Consider the following 17,451-nt stretch of genomic DNA (forward strand, 5'->3'; position numbering starts at 1 on the left):
ATTTTGCCGCCAGTCAACGCGCGTAGGAAGTTTCATGAGCTTGCCGTCGTCGGTCATAGTCCGAGCGCGGCGAACGGGTTGGCAACAGGGCGCGGCGGAACGGGCTGGCCTTTGCGGCGATGCCACTCGACGCGGTATTTCTCCTTGCGCTTGCCATAACGCATCGGGTCGGCCTGGATGCGCGCGTAGACCTCGGCCGGCGTCTTGGTGAAGGTGCTCTTGGCCATTACGCGTCCTCCCGTTGCATGTTGGTCATGTCTGAGCGGATACGCAACAAGCTGCCCATAAGTTCAAGACTACGGCGCCCATCGTCGATCGAACGATGATAGGAGGCCCAGCCATGTGCAGCGACAGCTAGCAGTTCATCACGCGAGAGAGTTTCAACTGGAACGCCGAGCACCGACAGGGCGGCGGCTAATTCGAGGCCTTCATTCACGAAGTCTGCCGGAAGGTTCACGCTACGTCCTCCCGTTGCAGATCGACCATCCCTACGCGGATGAAGCTGCCGGCGAGCCAGCCGACGAGCACGGAGGCGGCGAGCCAGAGGATGCCGATTACGATTGGTTTCATGCTTGCTCCTTCAGTGCGCGCAGCTTGGCTGCGTAATGCGCCTTGATTGCCTTGGAGTCCTCTATGGTGTACTTGGCCGGCGCGTGCTCTTGCTCGAGAAACGCGACGCGCTCGGCGCCGATGCGAGCGATCAAGCCGAGGCGGTACTCGACCACGTTGCCGCTCTTGTGCTGATTGCAGGGGACGCATTGCTTGTGACAATTGTCTTCGTGGAAACGCAGCGCTGGCTGTGCACCGACCGAGCGGTAATGCCCCGCGTCATAGGCGCCCGTATGGAATCGGCCGCAGCTGATGCACGGCAGATGCGCGTCCCGTTCCCGAATGAATTTGTTGAATGCGGCCTGCGCGGACTTGAGATGGTCGCTACGCGTCTTCATGGCCTGCTTGCGGTCGCGGGTCTGCTTCGCGTCCAGGCGCTGGCGTTCGGCCGCTGCGTGGATGGCGGCGCATTCCGGGCCGCAGACCTTGTGACCCATGTTCCGGGGCTGGAAGCGGTTGGCGCAGCCCTTCACGGCGCATTTGCGCATGCGCTTGGGGGAAATGGTGCCGGAGCGGTTAAGGGCGGATCTCAGCATGTCACGCTCCCTTGCAGCCCATGTGCGTCTTACCGTCAGCGGCGATGCGCGGGACCATCGCATGACGACGGTACAGGTACTGGCAGCCCGTGGCGTTGTCCGTGATCGGATCGACGCCGCTGATTCCGTTCGGCGGGTCGGTGTCATCACGCATGCCACAGCCGCCGATCATCATCGGCACCATGCCTAGGGCGACGATCCAGCCCCACGAAGTCTTGTTCATCAGGTCGCGTATCTTGTTCATCTCAGGTTCTCCCTATCGTTGTTGTGCCGCCCGGCGGCCGGGCGGGGTGGTTAAGCTTTCGCCTCAGCCTTGTCGAGCTTGATGCGGCGGACGTCGAGCAGGGCATGCTGCTTTGCCAAGTACTCACCACGCGCCGCGATCTGAGCGCGACCCCATGCGATTGCGTCCTCCTTGCTGGCATGCATCGCTTCGGGGCGGTAGATCTTTCCCGCCTCCGTGACATCGCCGTAATCCGTGATCGTGGACCAGCCACATTTCCTCACGACCGTGACTTGCTTCACGATGTAGGCCGGCGACAGCACCCACACATCGCGGGGATATTGGCGTTGCTGGGCTTTGGATTTGGACTTCATGTGTTCTCCTTGTGGTTATCTGCGCTCTCGCGCGAAATGGTCTCTATGCCCTCATCCCCACGCCCAGCCGGGGCATGAGCATGGAGAAGTGCAGGGCGGCGATGCGTTCGTAGGCTTGCTGTTTTGTCATGTCGTCGTCTCCTTTTGTTGTTCCGCCCACCGCTTCCTGCTCGCCTCGTCCTTCGCCCGGTTGAACAGAGGGCATGCCTCGTTGGTGTCGTCGTGTCGCCTGAACTTCTCGAAGCCGTCGCAGTAGCCGTGGCCTTGAGGTGCGTTGCGGCCGGTGACGGTGAAGCGCTGGCACAGGGGGCAGGGGGTGGGAGGGCGGTTCATGGTTAGCTCGCGATCGGCCGCACGAACATGCCGGCGTCGACGAACGGACATGACTGGCCGTAGTGGATTACGCCGATAGCCTTGACGATCCCTTCAGACGTGTTGGCATACCAGTCGCGCGCGTGCGGGCCGACGATGCGAAGCGCCTCTTCCATCGAATAGTCCCGCTCGCACTTCTCGTGCAGTAGATCCAGCGGCGGTGTCACGAGGCGCTTGCATACGCGGCCGGGAATGCGGTAGATCGTCCAGCCGATTTCCTTCAGGCGGGCATCACGCTTCGCATCCTTTTCCGCGTCGTGCCACTGAGCCCCGTCGCACTCGATCGCGATCTTCTTAAACGGGTCAGCAAAGTCCAGGAAGTACTGCAGCGCCGGGATCTGCGGGTAGAAGGGCAGACAGGTGCCGCGAATGTCGCACCAGACCGAATACTCGATGGGTGTCATATCGGTGGTGAAGTCCAGACGATATGGGTCGAAGTGACAGCGTCCGGTTTCCTCGTAGACGGCCATCATGCGCGGCAGTTCGGTCTTGTAGTGCTCACGGATGCGCGCGAAACGCTGGCCCAGGGATTCGTTTTTCATGCTTTCTCCTGCGTGTTCAACAGTTGGCCGTAACGAGCCTCGGGATGTGCGGCCAGGTAGTCGCGCACCTTCTGGTCAAGCGCTTCGCGGCGCGCACGCTCGGCCTTCTCTTCTTCAGCCAATTGGGCTTCGTACTGCTCGGCCGCTTGCCGGTTCTTGTCTTCCATCTGCGCGAGGGCTTCATGGAGCTTTTTCAGTCCCTCGGGCTTTTCAGCGGGCAGGCCAGATTCGTTCGGCAGGGCCAGATGTGGCTGCGGCCCTGCGAGCAGGCCGGCGACGATTGCCTTCTTGACGGCGATCGCACGGCGCGAAGCGTCCCACCCGGCCGACACGGACCACTGCGCCGGCTTGTTGGCCGCGCGGGCATCGTCGACGAGGCGCTTGTAGGCATCCTTGAACGCCATGCGCGCGCCGATCTCGTCACCGGTGGCCAGCAGCGGGCGGGCCAGATTGAACGCCTCGGCCATCTCGCTCGTCCAAACGACGGTTTCGTGCTCGTCCTGGCTGGTGATTGCCACGGCCCACGCTTCGTTTTCGTCCGGGCGGCCGTCCAGCAGCTTGCAGCGGGCGACGATCCCGTTCGGCACAGGCGCGAAGTCCGGGCGGTCCATGCGGTAGGCTTCGAACGCTTTGCGGACAACGGCTGGTTCGAACGGCGAAAGCTGCTTGAACCAGGTGCCGATTTCGGCCTTCTCGGGCAGCGGCTTGCCGTACCCGGCCAGCACGTCGGCCAGCAGCTTGGCGAACTGGGGCAGGTCTTCAGGACGCATGGTCCACCTCCGGCATTTCGACGTCGATCACGTCGGGGTCTGTGTGCACGTCCTTGGCCATCAGCTCGGCAAGGATGCGGGCGTTACGGTCCTCGATGCTCTCCGGCCCAGTGGTCCGCTTGCTGGCCAGTTCGATGAACATGTCGATGTGCTCGGCGTCGCGCAGGATCAAGTCGAGCCCGTTGAACTTCCGGTGGCGGTCGTTCTGCCCCATGTGCCAGATGCTGCGAGAACAGCCCAGGATCGCTTCGCAGACCTGACGAGGCTCGTAGAGCTTCAGGGCGTTGACGATCGCCTTGCGGCGCTTGTCGTCCAGCTTGGAGCCAGGCGAGTTCATCGTTTTTTGCCAGTAGGCGAACACCTCACCGACGACATCGCGGTCGGGCGACGCAACGCGACGCTCGACATGGGTTTGTTCCTCCGGTTCTTTCCCTTCCTCTCCTTGATCCTTGATCCCTTCCTCCGACGACACTTCGAGAGGCTTCGCGACGATTCGCGAGGATTCGTCGAATGGTGGGATTTTCGACTTGGAAGGCTTGTCGATCTTCTGGTGAATCAACCAGTTACAGAGCTGCACGTAGCTCTGCGTGCCCGACTTGTAGCGGACGATGCACCCTTCGTCTTCGAGCTCCTTCAGCCAGCCATCGATCAGTGCCGGTGCGTCGTCGTCGTAGGGAAAAAGAAGGCTCGCGAGCATTCGCGAATTTCCGCGAAGCCTCCCCTCATCGTCGGCAATTGTCCAAAGCTGGATGAAGGTCAGGCGCGCATCCCTCGATACGTTTCCCATACTCTCCGACTGCGGGAACTCAGGTTTGATAGAACGGATACGGGCCACGTCAGTGCTCCTTGTCCAACAGGTTTGCCTGGCGCGGGTCGATTTCCTTTGCCACGTACACGACGCCGTCGTCTTCGCAGTGGGGCATATCGGCCCGCAGGGCGATTTCTACGGCACGGTTGCATGCGGACAGGGGCTGGCCGTCAAAGAGGCAGCCACGGCACGTTTTGCCGGCGCGGGTGGTGAATTGGATGCTCTCGACAGTCAGCGGATCGCCACGACGGCCGAGCCACTTCTGGACGCTGATCAGACCGTTCATGCAGCCTCCTGATACACGTTGCCCTCAGCGAGGCGCTTGTAGATCGTGTTCATCGCCGCGGTGACTTCCCAGCTCTTGGCGATCACCATCTGCTGGTCGTGGATCTGCAGGGCGGTTTCGATCTCGCGCAGCGCCTGGCCATCGAGGCGGAAGTTGCCGGACTTGGCGCTTCGGATCTTGGCGCGGAAAGCACCGTCGAGGGCGGCGACCAACTGCTGCTCGTATTCGGCGCCGATACCTTTCTCGCACAGGACGAGGCCGACGTTCAGCGCGCAGGCGACGCATGACCACGATTCCTCGTTGGCGTCACCAGCACGCAGGTTCTCGAACGAGAGCCAGTAGGCGACGCCGAGGTCCGTGACCTGATCCGGCTTGAGGGTGGATGCGTTCTCGCCGCGTGCGTGGCACATGGCGATGGCGACGAGGCCACCATGGTGCGAGACCGGGCGCGGACGATATTGCTTACGGGGGTTCTTCGAGCGACTCATTTGGATTCCCCTGCTTGGCCGAACAGGGCCGCGACGAGGTAATCGCGACGGTTGTTCGGCTCGTGCTTGGTGATGGGTTGTTGTGCAGCGGTGGCGTCAGTCTTCGGCGCGGGGCCGGAATGCCAGAGGTAGTAGTAGCCGGCAGCGCGCTTGATGCCGATGCGCTCGCGGTGGACCAACTGTTCCTCTTCCAGGCGCGCGAGACAGACACGGATGGAAGAGGACGGGTAGCCGGTAAGACGCTCCAGTTCGTCGACGACGCGCGGAGCGGTAGACAGGCAGTCTTGCACTGCCCGCTGGATATCGGTGACAGGGAAGCGGCGCGCTGTCATGGCGGCGTCATCCCAAGAGCAGCGATCAGCATCTGTTCGGCGCAGACCTGCGCGCGGCGCTGCAGCCAGCCCTCGCGCCAGTCGGCAATGGCCAGGGCGCTCGGGTTCATGTTGTGGTCGTCGATGGTCAGGCCACGATCGTACGCATCAGCTCCGCGCTCGCGCATGACCGAGGGGGTGACAGGTTGGATTGATTCATCCATGTCAGCGCCCCTTCTCGCCGGCCTTGCGGTAGTGCTCGACCGCTTCGGTCAACTCGTTGATGCTGACCTTGTACCGGCCAGCTGCACGTGCCACCTTGTCCGCCGGCGCAGCCTGCATGGCCTTGCGACGATCCGCCCAGGTGCACGCTTTCGCGATTACCTTGGTTGCTGCCTTGTTTTCAGGTGATAATGTGTCCATTCGTTTATCCTTTTCAGGCCCGGTCTCCCTCCGGGCTATTTTTTTGCCTCTTCGTGGCGCAGACGGAAGCCATTAAAGATTTCTCCGTACGCCACCCTTTGCGCCACCCGCACGACTGGCCGGGCGCCCCATACCCCGACAACCTCCGGATTCTTTCGGCTTGCCCGGGGGCATACCATGGCGTTGCAATTCGGCATTGCCGAGGTTCCGGTACCACGTCGAGACTCCGATTCCGAGCGCCTTGCAGAGCGCCTTCGCGGCGTTCTTTTCGGCCTCGTTCACGCAGACCTCAATCGTGTCGATGCGGGCTTCAGGGTTGTAAAACATGGTGTTTCTCCTTGGTGTTGCGGGTTACGTTGGTCAGCCTTGCGGCCGGCGGGTACTGCTGTTGCTAAATGGCTTCTTCCTGCGGGCAACTTTTTTGGCGCGCGGAAGAGGGTGTTCGGGTTATTGCTATGGAGATGCGTGATGGACGATCAGCTCGGGCCAAATGCGTGGCCAGTCGTTGGGTTTGAGGTCTTGGCGAGTGACGGCACCGCCAGTCTTCTGCCAGATCTCAACGCAGCGTTCCGGTGAAATAGGAGCCTGTCCATTCGCCATCTGAGACAGGTATGAAGGGGAGACGCCCAAGTCGGCAGCCAGTGCTGCAGCGCGTCCGCGTTCGGCTGAGATGTAAGTTTTGAGGTCCATGTCAGCAGTTTAGTAAGTGCTAAACCACAAGTCAAGTGAATACTAATTTAGAAATCTCTAAACTGTTGCGGATGGACATTACGGAAATTCGTAGGGAGAACCTGCGTCGCTGGATTGCTGAGCACGGCACCCCGGCTAAGGAGCGCAGTCTGTTCTCGCAACTGAAGGCCGACGGGTCATTCGGCGAGCGGGTTGCGCGTCGCCTTGAGGAGCAGTACAGGATGGGGGCCGGGTTCTTAGATCAAGAGCCCGATGGAGAGGACGGAACTGAAAAAAAGGTTGAGCAGCCGACGGGATGGGATGTGATTGCGGCCGAGAGGTCGGCCGATGAAATGCTCAAGAAGGCTGCTGAGATGATTGAAATATACCGCCTAGCCGGCCCCGCCGACCGGGATCGGATCGACTACGCCTTTTCCGAGGCCAGGAAGAACCTGGGCGCCGGCGACAAGGCGAAGCCGCGGACGCGCTGATTTACCGGCTCGCTCAAACTCGTTCCGCAGCACCCCCCGGACGTAGTTTTGAGCTTCTGCATCTAGTGCTTTAAACATCATATCGAACTCTTTGTCCAGCCTCATCATGGTCCCCTCCAAGTCCAGAACGCTAAACAACTGTACACCCATACAGTTGTTTTTTCCAGTGTCCGACAACGAGGTTTGCCACTTTTACACCTGTGAATCGATCTGCATTTTAGATCGACACAAACGTATTTACGCAAGGCGTTACGGCACGCCATGATGCCGAAGGATGAGGAATATATTGAAAAATATCGGGTTTGTGTCGGTCTTTCTACTGGCGGGCTGTGCCAGCAATTCTGGCGTAATCGCTACGGGCGGAGATACATATATGGTTTCGCGGCAAGCCGCTAGCGGGATTGGCGGCTTAGGTAATTTAAAGGCGGAAGCTTACGGCGAAGCGGGGCAATTTTGTGGCGCGAAGGGCCTAGTTCCGCAAGTGCTTCAAGAAACGGAGTCGAAGCCACCATTTATTCTCGGCAATTATCCAAGGGCAGAGATTCAATTTCGCTGTATTACGAGAGAAAGTCGGCCGCCCATTTCCTCGTTCGATAAAAAATAATCCCCGCCCTAGCCGGAATTTTCATTAACGAAACTTGCGAGGCTTATTTGGATTCCTTCGACGAGAGCATTTACGAAAAGCTGGGCGAGGGCTTGGCTTATCAGGTATTTTGGTCTGATTTTGGCGAAGCACCTCTACTATCCCTTCTGTCGCGGCACGGATGCGCTGCCGAGCATCCCGAACAAAGTCGGGCTCTTCTGTGCTATGCGTTTTCGCAAACCCTGCGCGTGCTTCGCGCAGAAACTCAATTTCCTTTTCAGCCCGATATGCCGCCGGACGCTGCGAAGATTGCCGGGGCTGCTTTTCATAAGACATTTCGTCACCTTGAAGAAGAGTTTTGGAGAAAGGCGGCAGTGTTGTCGCCTGAGTTAGTACCGGCTAAATAATCCCCGCTCGTGGCGGGGAATGGAGATAGATATGGATCAAGGTAGCCATGTGCTTGCTGATGATGTGCTAGGTTTTTTGTTGTCGTACGATAGTCAAAATAACTTATTTCATTTCGATTTCGATATTGGATCGAAAACCCGCGCAATATGGATTCCAGTGGGCCTGTTGTCTCAAATAGGCGTGCTTGCTAAAGATTGGAGAAATTTAGGTCAGCATTCACCCATACGGCTAAAAGCAGGCTCAGAGCAAGCCCCCATTTTAATTAAATTGAGAGCCCAATCCACAACAGATGATGGCGCAATGCTTCATTTGGAAACGCAGTCTGGCAGAATCGTTGGCTTAAAATTTCCTCCAATAGTATGGAGAGAATTTTTGACAGCACTTAGAAAATGACCAGCACACGCCCATTTGGCAAAGGAATCGGAATGGCCTTCTTTTCGGGGTTAGCGTCAAGCGCAGCCATCGCTTGATCCCAATGCTTCTGTCGCGTCTCTTCTGGAAGCCCATCTAGTACAGCACACAACTGCTGCTTTTCTTCATCGGTATTGACTGGGAAGCGCTGCACATCACCATTCGGCATTTCCAGCAGCAGCGCCAAGTCATCGCTGTCCCGCGCGTCCTGTACCAACTCTTCCATCTCATCCTCCCCGCCGCGCACGACGCGGCTTTTTCACGCCCTGACGCCGGGCCGGCGCGCCCGAGGTAGTCGGGCTAAACAATTTTCGCACATCACTTTAGTAAATGCTTGACTTTGAGTTTAGTAAGCACTAAAGTAACTCCATCGCAACCGGCCCGCAGGCAACAGCCTCAGGGCACGAACCTTGGAGAAGCCGTGTACACGACCCTGAACAAAATCCGCGAACACTCGCCGTGCCACGAAGGCTGGACGAAGCTGCTGCGCGCGCTGAACAAGACCAAGGCCGACGACGAGCCGGTCAGCATCACGCAAATCCTCGACAGCAACGGGCTTGACGACGCGTTGTGGTGCCTGCGTGCTGTCGAAGGCCATGACCGTGAGATTCGCCTGTTCGCTGTGTGGTGCGCACGTCAGGTTGAGCACCTGATGACCGACGAGCGCAGCAAGAACGCACTGAACGTCGCGGAGCGTCACGCGAATGGCGAGGCAACGGACGAAGAACTGGCCGCTGCCTGGGACGCTGCCAGGGACGCTGCCTGGGCCGCTGCCTGGGACGCTGCCAGGGACGCTGCCTGGGCCGCTGCCAGGGCCGCTGCCTGGGACGCTGCCAGGGACGCTGCCTGGGCCGCTGCCTGGGACGCTGCCAGGGACGCTGCCTGGGCCGCTGCCAGGGCCGCTGCCAGGGCCGCTGCCAGGGCCGCTGCCAGGGCCGCTGCCAGGGACGCTGCCAGGGACGCTGCCAGGGACGCTGCCGAACAAGCACAAGAAGCCGAGCTGCGCCGTATCTGCGCGCGTACCGAGTCTCGCGCAGCGGAGGCCGCATGAACGCCCGCATGTCCCTCGAAGAGGCCCGCGACGCGAAGATCGCCGAGCTGCTCGAAAAGAACGCTGCCTACACGAAGGCCCTGATCGCAGCTGGCGACAAGGCCGCGATCCGCGAAGTTGGCGACTGCGTTACCGACTACCTCGCGTTTGCCTACGACGACCTGAACAAGCTCGTGACCGGCGAACTGACGTTCATCCAAGTGCGCGACAAGGTGATCGAGTCGGATGCGGAAAACCTCGCGATCAAGCAGGTCGAGCGCATGGAGCAGGTGCGCGAGGAGCAGGCGCGCTGGGCACGTCTCGAGCGCATGGCGTGGGATCGGACGATCGGGGTGCTGATATGAGCGCCATGACCACGACGCGGAGCCTGGAAGCGCTGAGCAGGTGCATCCGCGCCGCTCGCAACACGCAGCACAGCCACACCGACAACTTCACAGAAGGGCTGGTCGCCGGGCTGGACATCGCGCTGCGGGCTGTCGAGAGCGAGCTGCAGCTTGCCCGCGATATCGAAGCGGCACAGGCACCGCACCAATAAACCAACCGCCGGCGGCGCCGGATCAGAACGAGGAGCAATGATGGATGACGTATCGACGCTCGGCCCGCTGTGGGTCGGCCAGTTGCGGAAGGAGGTCGCCGCGCGCCGCAATCGTGCGGCCGAGAGCCTGATGACGGTAAATCAGGACGGCGCCTACGCCGAACAGCACCGGATGCTGATCGAGGCCGCAAATACGATGCTTGCGGCGCCGGATCTGCTGGAAGCCCTGCAGGCGCTTCTGCCCGATGCGGTCGGCAACCACATCGGCGGTCCTGACACGCAAGCGCGCATCGACGCGGCCCGCGCCGCCATCGCCAAAGCCACCGGGAGCGCCGCATGATCGCCGCCCGCTTCGCTCGCCGCAGCGTAATGGACCGCCTGTTCCTGGACGGTATGTCGTGGACTGACAAGCACCCTGGCGTCATGTTCGCCGCGCTGGGCGCCCTGATCGTGCTGGCCGGCGTGCTGGAGGCTCAGTTCCCATGATCCGCCACACCGCCGCAGCCCTCGTGTTCCTGCTGGCCTTCCTGTTCATCTTGGCGGAAGTGCAGCAGCTGGATGAGATGAACGAACCGACCCCTATGTGGAGGCCCTGATGAACAACGCAGACGCAGCCGACGCGCTCAAGCAGTACGAAGAGATGGCACGGCGCCGGACCCTGTGGCCGCCGATGCCGGTCAAGCCGGCGACTGGCGAACCCTGGCGCCCGGTGATGACCGAGCAGGAACGCCAGCAGCACGAGCAGTACGTACGAGAGAACAACCTACCATTCTGAGGCAACCATGTCGGACAAAGCAAAAATCTACGGGGCATTCGTCAAGGCGCAGAAGGAGTTCGCGCCCGCCCTGAAAACGGCCACGAACCCGGCTTTCCGCAGCCGCTACGTCGACTTGTCGGGATGTGTAGAAGCGGTGCTCGATGCGCTGAACAATAACGGCATTGGCCTGATCCAGCGCACCTACGAGGACATGACGGGCGTGACCGTCGAGACGGTGTTCATCCATGAATCTGGCGAGTGCCTGGAGGGTGGGCGCCTGCATGTCCCGGCATCGAAGCAAGACCCGCAAGGCTACGGATCCGCGCTGACCTACGCCCGCCGCTATTCGCTAATGGCCGCTTGCGGCATCGCTCCGGAAGACGATGACGGTAACGCAGCCACGAAGTCGACCCGCGAAGCAAAACCGGACAGCATGGGCCTTGCTAACGCCGTGAACGCGATTAAAGGCGCAGCGACGGTCGACGACATCGCGAAGCACCTGAAAGCTGGCGTCGCCATGTACCCGAATAGCAAAGAGGCGCTCCAGAAGCACGCCAGCGAGCGCAAAGCACAACTGACCCAACAACTCGCGGAGCAAGTATGAACGGACTCTCTCTCTACACCATCGCCCAGGAACACCGCGCAATGGTCGAACGCTTGATGGACACACAGGACGACGCGCAGGCGATCGCGGACACCATCGAGGCCGAATCGTATCCGCTGGAGGTCAAGGCACAGAACGTGGCCTACGCGATCAAGAATCTCGACGCGACCGCCTCCGCGATCAAGTCGGCCGAGGCGGAGATGGCCGCGCGCCGCAAGGCGATCGAGAAGCGCGTCGAGCACCTGCGCGAGTACACAAAGACGTGCATGGAAGTGGCCGGCGTGACGAAGATCGAGTGCCCGCACTTCGCGCTGGCGATCAAGAAGAACCCAGTCGCCGTCGACGTGTTCGAACCCGCCCTGATCCCGGCCGAGTTCATGAAGCGGCCCGAGCCGCCACCAGCTACGCCGGACAAGGCTGCGATCAAGGCTGCGTTGCAGGACGGCCATGATGTGCCCGGCGCGCTACTGGCACAGGGCACCCGACTGGAGATCAAATAGCATGAAAGAGCTCGTCTTGACCAAAGCACCCGGCGGCGCGCTGATCCCGGCGGATCCGCAGGCGGCAGAGTTCATCGGCAAGTTGAAGCTGGGGCAGGGTGTCACCGCGGCGATCAAGCGGCACCGTAACCCGGCGCACCACCGCAAATACTTCGCACTGCTGAACGTCGCATTCGACGCGTGGGAGCCGGTTGAAGCGACCTACAAGGGCCAGGTCGTCGGCAAGAACTTCGACCAGTTCCGCAACGATATCGTCGTACTCGCCGGCTTCTACGAAATGGCCGTGAATCTCAAGGGCGAGACGCGCCTGACGGCCAAGTCGATCAGCTTTGCAAGCATGGATCAGGACGAATTCGACGCTCTGTACAACGCGACCTGCAACGTGATCCTGCAACGCATCCTGATCAACTACACCCGCGACGACCTGGACGCGGTAATCGATCGCCTGATGGGCTTCATCTGAAAGAGAGACAGCATGAGCAACCGAGAATTCACCGCGCAGCGCACGATGCTCGCCAACGCGTTTGCTACGGCCGGCGCAGAACTGCTGGAGTACATGGGCGTGTCGAGCGCATTGGCCGCGATCCCGAACACCGAGCCGCCGCAGTACGTCGTCGCCGGTACGCTGCAGATGATCGCAAAAGCGCTGCCTCCAGTCTCCGCAGCAGAGAAGCAGACCGCCGATCTGACGGATGAGCGCGCGATTTACGATCTGGCCGCCGAGCATGAGGCGAACCGCAACGGCTTGTACGGCCCGGTCACTTTCGACGCAACCGGACTCGTTGACTTTGCTCGTGACATCGAGCGCGCTGCGATTGCCGCGTACCTCGCTCGCCAGGCGCAGGCCGCTCCAGCAGTACCGGAACAGGTGCCCGCGATTGGCCGGCTGCTGGATGAGTTCTCCGCGCTGCCGGTCCTGTGGGGACTGAACGAGCCGGGCGCACTGGTGCGCCACTCGGACGTGTTCAAGATGCTCGTGGCGGCTGGCAAGACCTACCTCGCCGCTCCCAGCGCAGCAGCACCCGCTGCGCCCGAGCAGGTGCAGGACTCGCAAGGCAACCGGACCTACATGGACGACAAGCAGGCGCACGGCTGGGCGTGGGGACAGGTCAAGCGTGATGTCGGCACCAATGGATGGACCGTCGGTGAGCACTTCAACTACTTCGGCTTCTTCCTGCACGGCTGGCGGTACGGCAGGCAATACGAGCGCCAAGGCACGACCGCCGCCCCCGCATCGCAGGAAGGCGCCCATGCAGCGCTTGAGGCGCAGGCCGAGGAATGGTCGTATAGCACCGACGAGGAACGCTACCACGACCCGGAGCCGTCGCGGCTGGCAATCCTTCAGCACGCGTTGGCTGAGGTTGAGGCGGCCGATGATGGCGCGAGCCAGTTCTGGATCGGACGAAATGTGCGGTTCACCGGCAAAGGCAATGCAGGCGTGATCATCGATGGCCTGAAGGAACAGGCATACGACGAGTGCGGCGAGTTCGCCGAGACGTACCTTGAGGACGTCACCCCGGCAGAGGAAGCGGAACTTGAATCGCTCGTGACGGACTGGGCGCGGCGCGTCGACCGCTCCAACTTCTGGACCGTCTCAAACACGGAGTGTTTCACCATCGAATCGGCAAAAGCCGAGATCGAGCGACTGACCCCGGCCAGCGCAGAGAGGAGCGGCGATCATGAGTAAGCGCCAATACCCGCGCCAAGCTTGGGTGCTGCTGCCGTCCTTCAAGCCGAAGGAACTCACGATCACCCAGCGGTCCCATCCATACAGCTCCATGTTCGAGAGTTGGGATTTGGCTTCGGACGGCAAGTCTTATCACTTTGAAAAGCTGCATCCGAATAAAGACGCCGCTATCGCAGCGGGCCGTGACCTGATCGAGAAGGCGCGTGCCAACATCGCCAAGCGTCAGGAAACCATGAACAAACGCATCGCCGCGCTCGACAAAGCCGAGAAGGGATCGAAATGAACCAGACCACTACCGCAGGCATCGACCTGGACAAGCTGGAAGCACTGGCGCGCGAGCTACGTGGCGTGAACGTGTTCACGAAAGAGCATTTCGCGCTGGCAGATAAAGTCACGTCAGGCGCGCTCCAACTGATCGACCTCGCCCGCCGCGCAGAGCCGAGCGTTACCGAAGCGACGAACGAGCGCGCACTTGATAAAACTGTTGATGAACCGAGTAAGTTTGTGTTGGGCTTCTGGATTGAGGATGGCTGTATCGAATTCACCAAGGGCGACTTTAGTACGCTCAAGGACGGCACATACCACGTCGTTACAGCGCCGGTTCTCGCATCGCCCGCAGTCAGCCAGAAGGACGGGGCGGCTGTCGAGCCGATTGGCTATGTGTCGCGTGAGCAGATGGAGTGGCTGGAGCGCAAGGGTGAAATTAACAGCCCGAGTGTGCAGCTTTGGAAGGGTAAAGTACCGCTTGATGCCATGCCTGTTTACGCATCCCCTGCGGCCACCACGGCAAGCTCACAGCAAAGATGCTACGGCGCGACGAGGGCGGACCAGCAGTGCCCGTGCGCGACCTGTAGCGCCGAGAAGGACGCCACGGCAAGCGTTAGCTTCGCCAGTGATGGGAAGTTTCTCAACCTGCTTTCGGCGCACCAAGCAGCCGAACTGGCGTGCGATCAGGACGGCAGCGATAACAACCGAGAGGCGTCGAACGAAGCGTGGGAGGCGCTGATTGCCTATCTCGATAGCTGCGCCCCAGCACCCAGCCGGGATGCTGCGCTGGATAGATTGGTTTGCAAAGTGGCACGAGAGAACGGACCCGCAATCCCTATCGAAGCCGCCCGCGCTATTGTCGCAGCCCTCGCCCGCGCACCGCTGCCCGCTCAAGAGAACTCGAACGAAGCGCTTGCGGGTAGAACCGTATCCGTCGACGTCAGCACCTGCGACGATGACGCCGGCAATCGGATTTTTGCGGAATTGACCGGCGAGACCGGATCGGACGGCACGACCCTGATCGCCATCGAGACGTCCCGGAACTTCGCCGCTCCAGCGCAAGCAGGCGATGCGCGGGATGCTGCGCTGTTTCGCAAAGTCGTAGAGCTTGGCATACAGCTTCATTTCGAGGGCGGCGACGGTGAGGATGACGCCGTGTGGGTCAATTGCCTGATGAAGTGGGCCGATGGCGACAGGCTCGGCGCGACCCGCGAGTTGGTCGAGCAGGAAGCCAAGAATCTCGCCGCCATGTCCGCATCCCAAGGCAAGAAAGGAGGTGTCGCGTGAACCTGATCCCAATCACTGGCTACGGCCAGATCCGTACCGGCGACGTATTGTTGGTCAAGCGCAGCAACGAATTCATCGCGCCGGTAGAGGTCAAGGACGTGCTGGAGCCCGGCACCGAGCAGGAGGAAATCATCTTGTCGAAGACGAAGAACGTCTACTTCATCGTGCGCAAATTCCTCGCTGGCGAATCGTGGATCAAACAGTGCGCCAAGCTTGTCGACGGGCGCCTGTACTCGATCACCAACAACCACCGCGACATTACGTGCTACAGCGATGACCGCGCAGCCAAGGCGGCATCTCACGACACGCAAGGAGAGAAGAATGGTTGATTTGAAGATGGAAACCGAGCGCGCTGCGCCGTGCCCGTGGTGCGGAGAAGTGCCGGACGTGAGCAACGACGCTTCATTCCGCCTCACCGATGGCGTGAAGTACGGTGCTCTGCAATGCTGCATAGTCGGGCCGGAAGTGCGCACCGATTACAAGGATGTGCCCCACTGGAAAGCGAAAGCCATCGCTGCATGGAACGATCGCCGCGCCTCCCCTGTAGTGGGAGATGACGGCCTGCCGCCGCCGGACGTGCACGCATCTGGCGACATGTTCGGGGCGCCGACCGCATACAGCGCGGCCAAGGTACGCGACGCCATCGCAGCGGATCGAGCAGCGCGCGCCAACTCTCCGGAAATTCCGGATGGTTGCGCCCAGCAGCAGACGCAGAGCATCGATACACCAGAGTTCCAGGCAAAGGTCGGCCATTGGCTGTCCGCGCGGGAGTATTACCAAAGCGAGGATGCAGAGCAAGTGCAGTCGGCATGGGTCGCCCTCATCGCCTACATCGACGGTCGCACCGCTGGGGCAGCGCCAGAGGGCTGGAAACTGGTGCCGATCGAGCCGACGATGGATATGGCCAAGGCGGGCGCGAAGCACACCGCGATCGTAGAAGGCGAAGAAACCGAAGCCACAACCTTTCACGAGGCAATTGGGCGCGCTCTGTACGCGTGGCAGGACATGCTCGCTGCCGCTCCTTCCCCTCAACAAGGAAAGGAGGGAGCGTGAAAACGGTCCGTATCACGCAGATCGACGGTGCGCTGCCGAATGTTGCTCTGATGCGCCTGGCGCACTGGCACAAGGCGCGGGGCGACCGAGTAAACATCACCCGGCACATCGAGCGCGACCTGTTCGAGCCTGATGGCTACGACGTGGTTTACGGCTCGTGCATCTTCTCGTTCAGCGCCGGTCGGCTGGATCGTTTTATGAAGCAGTGGCCGAATGCCATCGTCGGCGGCACCGGGACAGGATCTGGCGCGACGATCGAGCAACTGATCGGCGACTACCATTTCTACGACTACGAGGGCTATGACGACTTCACCGCATCAATCGGCTTCACGCAACGCGGCTGTCGGATGAAGTGCAAGTTTTGCGTGGTACCGCAGAAGGAAGGCAAGAACCGCTCGGTTGGAACCATTGCCGACATCTGGCGCGGCGATCCGTACCCGAAGCATATTCACTTGCTCGACAACGACTTTTTCGGCCAACCAAACTACAGCGATGTCGTGGACGAGATCCGCGAAGGCGACTTCAAGGTGTGCTTCTCACAGGGTATAAACACTCGGCTCATCACCGACGATGCCGCCGCCGCACTCGCCACGATCAAATACAGCGACACCAAGTTCTCTCGCCGCCGACTGTACACGGCCTGGGACAACCTGAAGGACGAAAAGGTGTTCTTCACCGGCGTAGAGCGCTTGGCGAAAGCCGGCATTCCGCCAACGAACCTGATGGCCTACATGTTGATCGGATTCGACCCGCTGGAGAACTGGGACCGCATCTGGCACCGCTTCAAAAAGATGGTCGCGCTCGGCATCGATCCATATCCGATGGTCTACAACGAGAAGCGCGTCGACCTGAAATGTTTCCAGCGCTGGGTGATAACACGGACCTACAAAAGGACGCCCTGGGATGAATACCGGCGCGAAACGAAAAGCGAAGAAAGCACAGCGGCGTATATGAGAACAAAAGAACTGGAGCCCGCATGACCATCGACACCGACAAGCTCAAGGCGCTGGCACTGGTGGCAACTGCTGGACCGTGGCGAGAATGCGGGCATGATCGCGGCGGATGCAGCTGCGGTCAAATATGGTCCACCGTGGCCGATATGCCTGTCGCGCAATCCGAGCGCGGCGACGAGGAAATAGGAAAGATATCCGATCACGTCGTCAAAGCCAATGCCCGCTACATCGCCGCTGCTTGCCCCGCTACTGTGCTTGAACTGATCGCCGAAGTCGAGCGGCTGCGGGCAGATGCGGCACGCTATCGCTGGCTGCGGGACGACTGCCCGGATTTTGAGGGTATGACGTCAGCGTGGCTGTACGACGACTTCGACAAAGTTATCGACGCTGCTATCGCAGCCAAGGAGCCGCCATGTGGGCCCTGACCATCTGGCGTCTCATGTGGGAGATTCT

At 60.7% G+C, this 17,451-nt stretch carries 36 protein-coding genes; 19 read left to right on the top strand and 17 right to left on the bottom strand.

The window, feature by feature from the left end:
* Positions 1-53: 53 nt before the first annotated feature.
* The 16 genes from ACEN98_RS25905 to ACEN98_RS25980 all read right to left on the bottom strand — a co-directional run bounded on the left by ACEN98_RS25905 (position 54) and on the right by ACEN98_RS25980 (position 6,432).
* Positions 54-227: a hypothetical protein gene (locus ACEN98_RS25905; protein WP_413387728.1), complete on the bottom strand. Its 174-nt coding sequence runs from the start codon at positions 225-227 to the stop codon at positions 54-56.
* Entirely contained in the window at positions 227-457 is a 231-nt protein-coding gene (locus ACEN98_RS25910; RefSeq protein WP_413387730.1) for a hypothetical protein, read from the bottom strand. Before ACEN98_RS25910 ends, ACEN98_RS25905 begins: the two co-directional genes overlap by 1 nt.
* Positions 458-566: 109 nt before the next feature.
* The gene (locus ACEN98_RS25915) at positions 567-1,145 is read right to left on the bottom strand and encodes a recombination protein NinG (RefSeq protein WP_413387731.1); all 579 of its coding nucleotides are present in this window, start codon (positions 1,143-1,145) and stop codon (positions 567-569) included.
* 1 nt (position 1,146) lies between these two features.
* Positions 1,147-1,389, bottom strand: a complete 243-nt coding sequence (locus tag ACEN98_RS25920) for a hypothetical protein (RefSeq protein ID WP_413387733.1) — start codon at positions 1,387-1,389, stop codon at positions 1,147-1,149.
* A 50-nt stretch (positions 1,390-1,439) separates the two neighbouring features.
* Positions 1,440-1,742, bottom strand: coding sequence for a hypothetical protein (locus tag ACEN98_RS25925; protein WP_413387734.1), 303 nt, complete (start codon positions 1,740-1,742; stop codon positions 1,440-1,442).
* 126 nt (positions 1,743-1,868) lie between these two features.
* Positions 1,869-2,075, bottom strand: a complete 207-nt coding sequence (locus tag ACEN98_RS25930) for a hypothetical protein (RefSeq protein ID WP_413387735.1) — start codon at positions 2,073-2,075, stop codon at positions 1,869-1,871.
* A 2-nt stretch (positions 2,076-2,077) separates the two neighbouring features.
* Positions 2,078-2,656, bottom strand: a complete 579-nt coding sequence (locus ACEN98_RS25935) for an endonuclease domain-containing protein (protein WP_413387736.1) — start codon at positions 2,654-2,656, stop codon at positions 2,078-2,080.
* Positions 2,653-3,426 carry a hypothetical protein gene (locus tag ACEN98_RS25940; protein WP_413387737.1) on the bottom strand — a complete coding sequence of 258 codons (774 nt, stop codon included), beginning with the start codon at positions 3,424-3,426 and terminating at the stop codon, positions 2,653-2,655. The genes ACEN98_RS25935 and ACEN98_RS25940 overlap by 4 nt, the downstream gene beginning before the upstream one ends.
* A complete protein-coding gene (locus tag ACEN98_RS25945) occupies positions 3,416-4,261 on the bottom strand; it encodes a hypothetical protein (protein WP_413387738.1) in 846 nt (281 codons plus the stop codon). The genes ACEN98_RS25940 and ACEN98_RS25945 overlap by 11 nt, the downstream gene beginning before the upstream one ends.
* 1 nt (position 4,262) lies before the next feature.
* Complete coding sequence (locus ACEN98_RS25950; protein ID WP_413387739.1) at positions 4,263-4,520, bottom strand: hypothetical protein; 258 nt, start codon at positions 4,518-4,520, stop codon at positions 4,263-4,265.
* Positions 4,517-5,008, bottom strand: coding sequence for a hypothetical protein (locus ACEN98_RS25955; protein ID WP_413387741.1), 492 nt, complete (start codon positions 5,006-5,008; stop codon positions 4,517-4,519). The genes ACEN98_RS25950 and ACEN98_RS25955 overlap by 4 nt, the downstream gene beginning before the upstream one ends.
* On the bottom strand, positions 5,005-5,340 hold the full coding sequence (locus tag ACEN98_RS25960) for a hypothetical protein (protein WP_413387742.1): 336 nt from the start codon (positions 5,338-5,340) through the stop codon (positions 5,005-5,007). The genes ACEN98_RS25955 and ACEN98_RS25960 overlap by 4 nt, the downstream gene beginning before the upstream one ends.
* Positions 5,337-5,543, bottom strand: coding sequence for a hypothetical protein (locus tag ACEN98_RS25965; protein ID WP_413387743.1), 207 nt, complete (start codon positions 5,541-5,543; stop codon positions 5,337-5,339). Before ACEN98_RS25965 ends, ACEN98_RS25960 begins: the two co-directional genes overlap by 4 nt.
* A 1-nt stretch (position 5,544) precedes the next feature.
* A complete protein-coding gene (locus ACEN98_RS25970; RefSeq protein ID WP_413387744.1) occupies positions 5,545-5,742 on the bottom strand; it encodes a hypothetical protein in 198 nt (65 codons plus the stop codon).
* A gap of 72 nt (positions 5,743-5,814) precedes the next feature.
* Positions 5,815-6,069 (bottom strand): hypothetical protein, encoded by a 255-nt coding sequence (locus ACEN98_RS25975; protein WP_413387745.1) that lies wholly within the window; start codon positions 6,067-6,069, stop codon positions 5,815-5,817.
* A 126-nt stretch (positions 6,070-6,195) separates the two neighbouring features.
* Positions 6,196-6,432, bottom strand: coding sequence for a transcriptional regulator (locus tag ACEN98_RS25980; RefSeq protein WP_413387746.1), 237 nt, complete (start codon positions 6,430-6,432; stop codon positions 6,196-6,198).
* 35 nt (positions 6,433-6,467) lie between these two features.
* On the opposite strand from ACEN98_RS25980, the gene ACEN98_RS25985 reads away from it, so the two are divergent.
* The 3 genes from ACEN98_RS25985 (at position 6,468) to ACEN98_RS25995 (ending at position 8,286) form a co-directional block, all read left to right on the top strand.
* Entirely contained in the window at positions 6,468-6,902 is a 435-nt protein-coding gene (locus tag ACEN98_RS25985) for a hypothetical protein (RefSeq protein ID WP_413387747.1), read from the top strand.
* 651 nt (positions 6,903-7,553) lie between these two features.
* Positions 7,554-7,892 (top strand): hypothetical protein, encoded by a 339-nt coding sequence (locus ACEN98_RS25990; protein ID WP_413387748.1) that lies wholly within the window; start codon positions 7,554-7,556, stop codon positions 7,890-7,892.
* 31 nt (positions 7,893-7,923) lie between these two features.
* The gene (locus tag ACEN98_RS25995) at positions 7,924-8,286 is read left to right on the top strand and encodes a hypothetical protein (protein WP_413387749.1); all 363 of its coding nucleotides are present in this window, start codon (positions 7,924-7,926) and stop codon (positions 8,284-8,286) included.
* On the opposite strand, the gene ACEN98_RS26000 is transcribed toward ACEN98_RS25995, so the two are convergent.
* Positions 8,276-8,530, bottom strand: a complete 255-nt coding sequence (locus ACEN98_RS26000; protein ID WP_413387750.1) for a hypothetical protein — start codon at positions 8,528-8,530, stop codon at positions 8,276-8,278. The two genes, ACEN98_RS25995 and ACEN98_RS26000, sit on opposite strands and share 11 nt — an antisense overlap.
* Positions 8,531-8,725: 195 nt before the next feature.
* On the opposite strand from ACEN98_RS26000, the gene ACEN98_RS26005 reads away from it, so the two are divergent.
* The 16 genes from ACEN98_RS26005 (at position 8,726) to ACEN98_RS26080 (ending at position 17,423) form a co-directional block, all read left to right on the top strand.
* On the top strand, positions 8,726-9,355 hold the full coding sequence (locus tag ACEN98_RS26005; protein ID WP_413387751.1) for a hypothetical protein: 630 nt from the start codon (positions 8,726-8,728) through the stop codon (positions 9,353-9,355).
* Positions 9,352-9,699, top strand: coding sequence for a hypothetical protein (locus ACEN98_RS26010; RefSeq protein WP_413387752.1), 348 nt, complete (start codon positions 9,352-9,354; stop codon positions 9,697-9,699). The genes ACEN98_RS26005 and ACEN98_RS26010 overlap by 4 nt, the downstream gene beginning before the upstream one ends.
* On the top strand, positions 9,696-9,890 hold the full coding sequence (locus tag ACEN98_RS26015; protein WP_413387753.1) for a hypothetical protein: 195 nt from the start codon (positions 9,696-9,698) through the stop codon (positions 9,888-9,890). Before ACEN98_RS26010 ends, ACEN98_RS26015 begins: the two co-directional genes overlap by 4 nt.
* A 37-nt stretch (positions 9,891-9,927) precedes the next feature.
* Entirely contained in the window at positions 9,928-10,230 is a 303-nt protein-coding gene (locus ACEN98_RS26020; RefSeq protein ID WP_413387754.1) for a hypothetical protein, read from the top strand.
* Complete coding sequence (locus ACEN98_RS26025; protein ID WP_413387755.1) at positions 10,227-10,376, top strand: hypothetical protein; 150 nt, start codon at positions 10,227-10,229, stop codon at positions 10,374-10,376. The genes ACEN98_RS26020 and ACEN98_RS26025 overlap by 4 nt, the downstream gene beginning before the upstream one ends.
* A 109-nt stretch (positions 10,377-10,485) precedes the next feature.
* A complete protein-coding gene (locus ACEN98_RS26030) occupies positions 10,486-10,665 on the top strand; it encodes a hypothetical protein (RefSeq protein ID WP_413387756.1) in 180 nt (59 codons plus the stop codon).
* Positions 10,666-10,672: 7 nt separating this feature from the next.
* Positions 10,673-11,251: an ERF family protein gene (locus tag ACEN98_RS26035; protein ID WP_413387757.1), complete on the top strand. Its 579-nt coding sequence runs from the start codon at positions 10,673-10,675 to the stop codon at positions 11,249-11,251.
* Positions 11,248-11,751, top strand: a complete 504-nt coding sequence (locus ACEN98_RS26040) for a siphovirus Gp157 family protein (RefSeq protein ID WP_413387758.1) — start codon at positions 11,248-11,250, stop codon at positions 11,749-11,751. The genes ACEN98_RS26035 and ACEN98_RS26040 overlap by 4 nt, the downstream gene beginning before the upstream one ends.
* Before the next feature lies 1 nt (position 11,752).
* Positions 11,753-12,214, top strand: coding sequence for a DUF1367 family protein (locus ACEN98_RS26045; RefSeq protein ID WP_413387759.1), 462 nt, complete (start codon positions 11,753-11,755; stop codon positions 12,212-12,214).
* Positions 12,215-12,226: 12 nt separating this feature from the next.
* Complete coding sequence (locus ACEN98_RS26050) at positions 12,227-13,438, top strand: hypothetical protein (RefSeq protein ID WP_413387760.1); 1,212 nt, start codon at positions 12,227-12,229, stop codon at positions 13,436-13,438.
* Entirely contained in the window at positions 13,431-13,721 is a 291-nt protein-coding gene (locus ACEN98_RS26055; RefSeq protein ID WP_413387761.1) for a hypothetical protein, read from the top strand. The genes ACEN98_RS26050 and ACEN98_RS26055 overlap by 8 nt, the downstream gene beginning before the upstream one ends.
* Positions 13,718-14,992: a hypothetical protein gene (locus ACEN98_RS26060; protein WP_413387762.1), complete on the top strand. Its 1,275-nt coding sequence runs from the start codon at positions 13,718-13,720 to the stop codon at positions 14,990-14,992. The genes ACEN98_RS26055 and ACEN98_RS26060 overlap by 4 nt, the downstream gene beginning before the upstream one ends.
* Positions 14,989-15,321 (top strand): hypothetical protein, encoded by a 333-nt coding sequence (locus ACEN98_RS26065; RefSeq protein WP_413387763.1) that lies wholly within the window; start codon positions 14,989-14,991, stop codon positions 15,319-15,321. The genes ACEN98_RS26060 and ACEN98_RS26065 overlap by 4 nt, the downstream gene beginning before the upstream one ends.
* Positions 15,314-16,045 carry a hypothetical protein gene (locus ACEN98_RS26070; RefSeq protein ID WP_413387764.1) on the top strand — a complete coding sequence of 244 codons (732 nt, stop codon included), beginning with the start codon at positions 15,314-15,316 and terminating at the stop codon, positions 16,043-16,045. Before ACEN98_RS26065 ends, ACEN98_RS26070 begins: the two co-directional genes overlap by 8 nt.
* A complete protein-coding gene (locus tag ACEN98_RS26075; RefSeq protein ID WP_413387765.1) occupies positions 16,042-17,025 on the top strand; it encodes a hypothetical protein in 984 nt (327 codons plus the stop codon). Before ACEN98_RS26070 ends, ACEN98_RS26075 begins: the two co-directional genes overlap by 4 nt.
* Positions 17,022-17,423 carry a hypothetical protein gene (locus ACEN98_RS26080; protein WP_413387766.1) on the top strand — a complete coding sequence of 134 codons (402 nt, stop codon included), beginning with the start codon at positions 17,022-17,024 and terminating at the stop codon, positions 17,421-17,423. The genes ACEN98_RS26075 and ACEN98_RS26080 overlap by 4 nt, the downstream gene beginning before the upstream one ends.
* Positions 17,424-17,451 lie beyond the last annotated feature (28 nt).

Source organism: Massilia sp. CT11-137 (genome assembly GCF_047302885.1).
Lineage (GTDB): Bacteria > Pseudomonadota > Gammaproteobacteria > Burkholderiales > Burkholderiaceae_D > Telluria > Telluria orientalis.

Excerpts from the sequence above, each read along its gene's own strand:
- ACEN98_RS25905 (WP_413387728.1), bottom strand. The coding sequence starts at position 227 with ATGGCCAAGAGCACCTTCACCAAGACGCCGGCCGAGGTCTACGCGCGC.
- ACEN98_RS26050 (WP_413387760.1), top strand. The coding sequence starts at position 12,227 with ATGAGCAACCGAGAATTCACCGCGCAGCGCACGATGCTCGCCAACGCG.
- ACEN98_RS26025 (WP_413387755.1), top strand. The coding sequence starts at position 10,227 with ATGATCGCCGCCCGCTTCGCTCGCCGCAGCGTAATGGACCGCCTGTTC.
- ACEN98_RS25950 (WP_413387739.1), bottom strand. The coding sequence starts at position 4,520 with ATGAACGGTCTGATCAGCGTCCAGAAGTGGCTCGGCCGTCGTGGCGAT.
- ACEN98_RS25940 (WP_413387737.1), bottom strand. The coding sequence starts at position 3,426 with ATGCGTCCTGAAGACCTGCCCCAGTTCGCCAAGCTGCTGGCCGACGTG.
- ACEN98_RS26020 (WP_413387754.1), top strand. The coding sequence starts at position 9,928 with ATGATGGATGACGTATCGACGCTCGGCCCGCTGTGGGTCGGCCAGTTG.
- ACEN98_RS25980 (WP_413387746.1), bottom strand. The coding sequence starts at position 6,432 with ATGGACCTCAAAACTTACATCTCAGCCGAACGCGGACGCGCTGCAGCA.
- ACEN98_RS25960 (WP_413387742.1), bottom strand. The coding sequence starts at position 5,340 with ATGACAGCGCGCCGCTTCCCTGTCACCGATATCCAGCGGGCAGTGCAA.
- ACEN98_RS26080 (WP_413387766.1), top strand. The coding sequence starts at position 17,022 with ATGACCATCGACACCGACAAGCTCAAGGCGCTGGCACTGGTGGCAACT.
- ACEN98_RS26010 (WP_413387752.1), top strand. The coding sequence starts at position 9,352 with ATGAACGCCCGCATGTCCCTCGAAGAGGCCCGCGACGCGAAGATCGCC.
- ACEN98_RS26015 (WP_413387753.1), top strand. The coding sequence starts at position 9,696 with ATGAGCGCCATGACCACGACGCGGAGCCTGGAAGCGCTGAGCAGGTGC.
- ACEN98_RS25955 (WP_413387741.1), bottom strand. The coding sequence starts at position 5,008 with ATGAGTCGCTCGAAGAACCCCCGTAAGCAATATCGTCCGCGCCCGGTC.
- ACEN98_RS25975 (WP_413387745.1), bottom strand. The coding sequence starts at position 6,069 with ATGTTTTACAACCCTGAAGCCCGCATCGACACGATTGAGGTCTGCGTG.
- ACEN98_RS26030 (WP_413387756.1), top strand. The coding sequence starts at position 10,486 with ATGAACAACGCAGACGCAGCCGACGCGCTCAAGCAGTACGAAGAGATG.
- ACEN98_RS25920 (WP_413387733.1), bottom strand. The coding sequence starts at position 1,389 with ATGAACAAGATACGCGACCTGATGAACAAGACTTCGTGGGGCTGGATC.
- ACEN98_RS25925 (WP_413387734.1), bottom strand. The coding sequence starts at position 1,742 with ATGAAGTCCAAATCCAAAGCCCAGCAACGCCAATATCCCCGCGATGTG.
- ACEN98_RS26000 (WP_413387750.1), bottom strand. The coding sequence starts at position 8,530 with ATGGAAGAGTTGGTACAGGACGCGCGGGACAGCGATGACTTGGCGCTG.
- ACEN98_RS26040 (WP_413387758.1), top strand. The coding sequence starts at position 11,248 with ATGAACGGACTCTCTCTCTACACCATCGCCCAGGAACACCGCGCAATG.
- ACEN98_RS25930 (WP_413387735.1), bottom strand. The coding sequence starts at position 2,075 with ATGAACCGCCCTCCCACCCCCTGCCCCCTGTGCCAGCGCTTCACCGTC.
- ACEN98_RS26055 (WP_413387761.1), top strand. The coding sequence starts at position 13,431 with ATGAGTAAGCGCCAATACCCGCGCCAAGCTTGGGTGCTGCTGCCGTCC.
- ACEN98_RS26070 (WP_413387764.1), top strand. The coding sequence starts at position 15,314 with ATGGTTGATTTGAAGATGGAAACCGAGCGCGCTGCGCCGTGCCCGTGG.
- ACEN98_RS25965 (WP_413387743.1), bottom strand. The coding sequence starts at position 5,543 with ATGGATGAATCAATCCAACCTGTCACCCCCTCGGTCATGCGCGAGCGC.
- ACEN98_RS25970 (WP_413387744.1), bottom strand. The coding sequence starts at position 5,742 with ATGGACACATTATCACCTGAAAACAAGGCAGCAACCAAGGTAATCGCG.
- ACEN98_RS26060 (WP_413387762.1), top strand. The coding sequence starts at position 13,718 with ATGAACCAGACCACTACCGCAGGCATCGACCTGGACAAGCTGGAAGCA.
- ACEN98_RS25995 (WP_413387749.1), top strand. The coding sequence starts at position 7,924 with ATGGATCAAGGTAGCCATGTGCTTGCTGATGATGTGCTAGGTTTTTTG.
- ACEN98_RS25915 (WP_413387731.1), bottom strand. The coding sequence starts at position 1,145 with ATGCTGAGATCCGCCCTTAACCGCTCCGGCACCATTTCCCCCAAGCGC.
- ACEN98_RS26045 (WP_413387759.1), top strand. The coding sequence starts at position 11,753 with ATGAAAGAGCTCGTCTTGACCAAAGCACCCGGCGGCGCGCTGATCCCG.
- ACEN98_RS26035 (WP_413387757.1), top strand. The coding sequence starts at position 10,673 with ATGTCGGACAAAGCAAAAATCTACGGGGCATTCGTCAAGGCGCAGAAG.
- ACEN98_RS25935 (WP_413387736.1), bottom strand. The coding sequence starts at position 2,656 with ATGAAAAACGAATCCCTGGGCCAGCGTTTCGCGCGCATCCGTGAGCAC.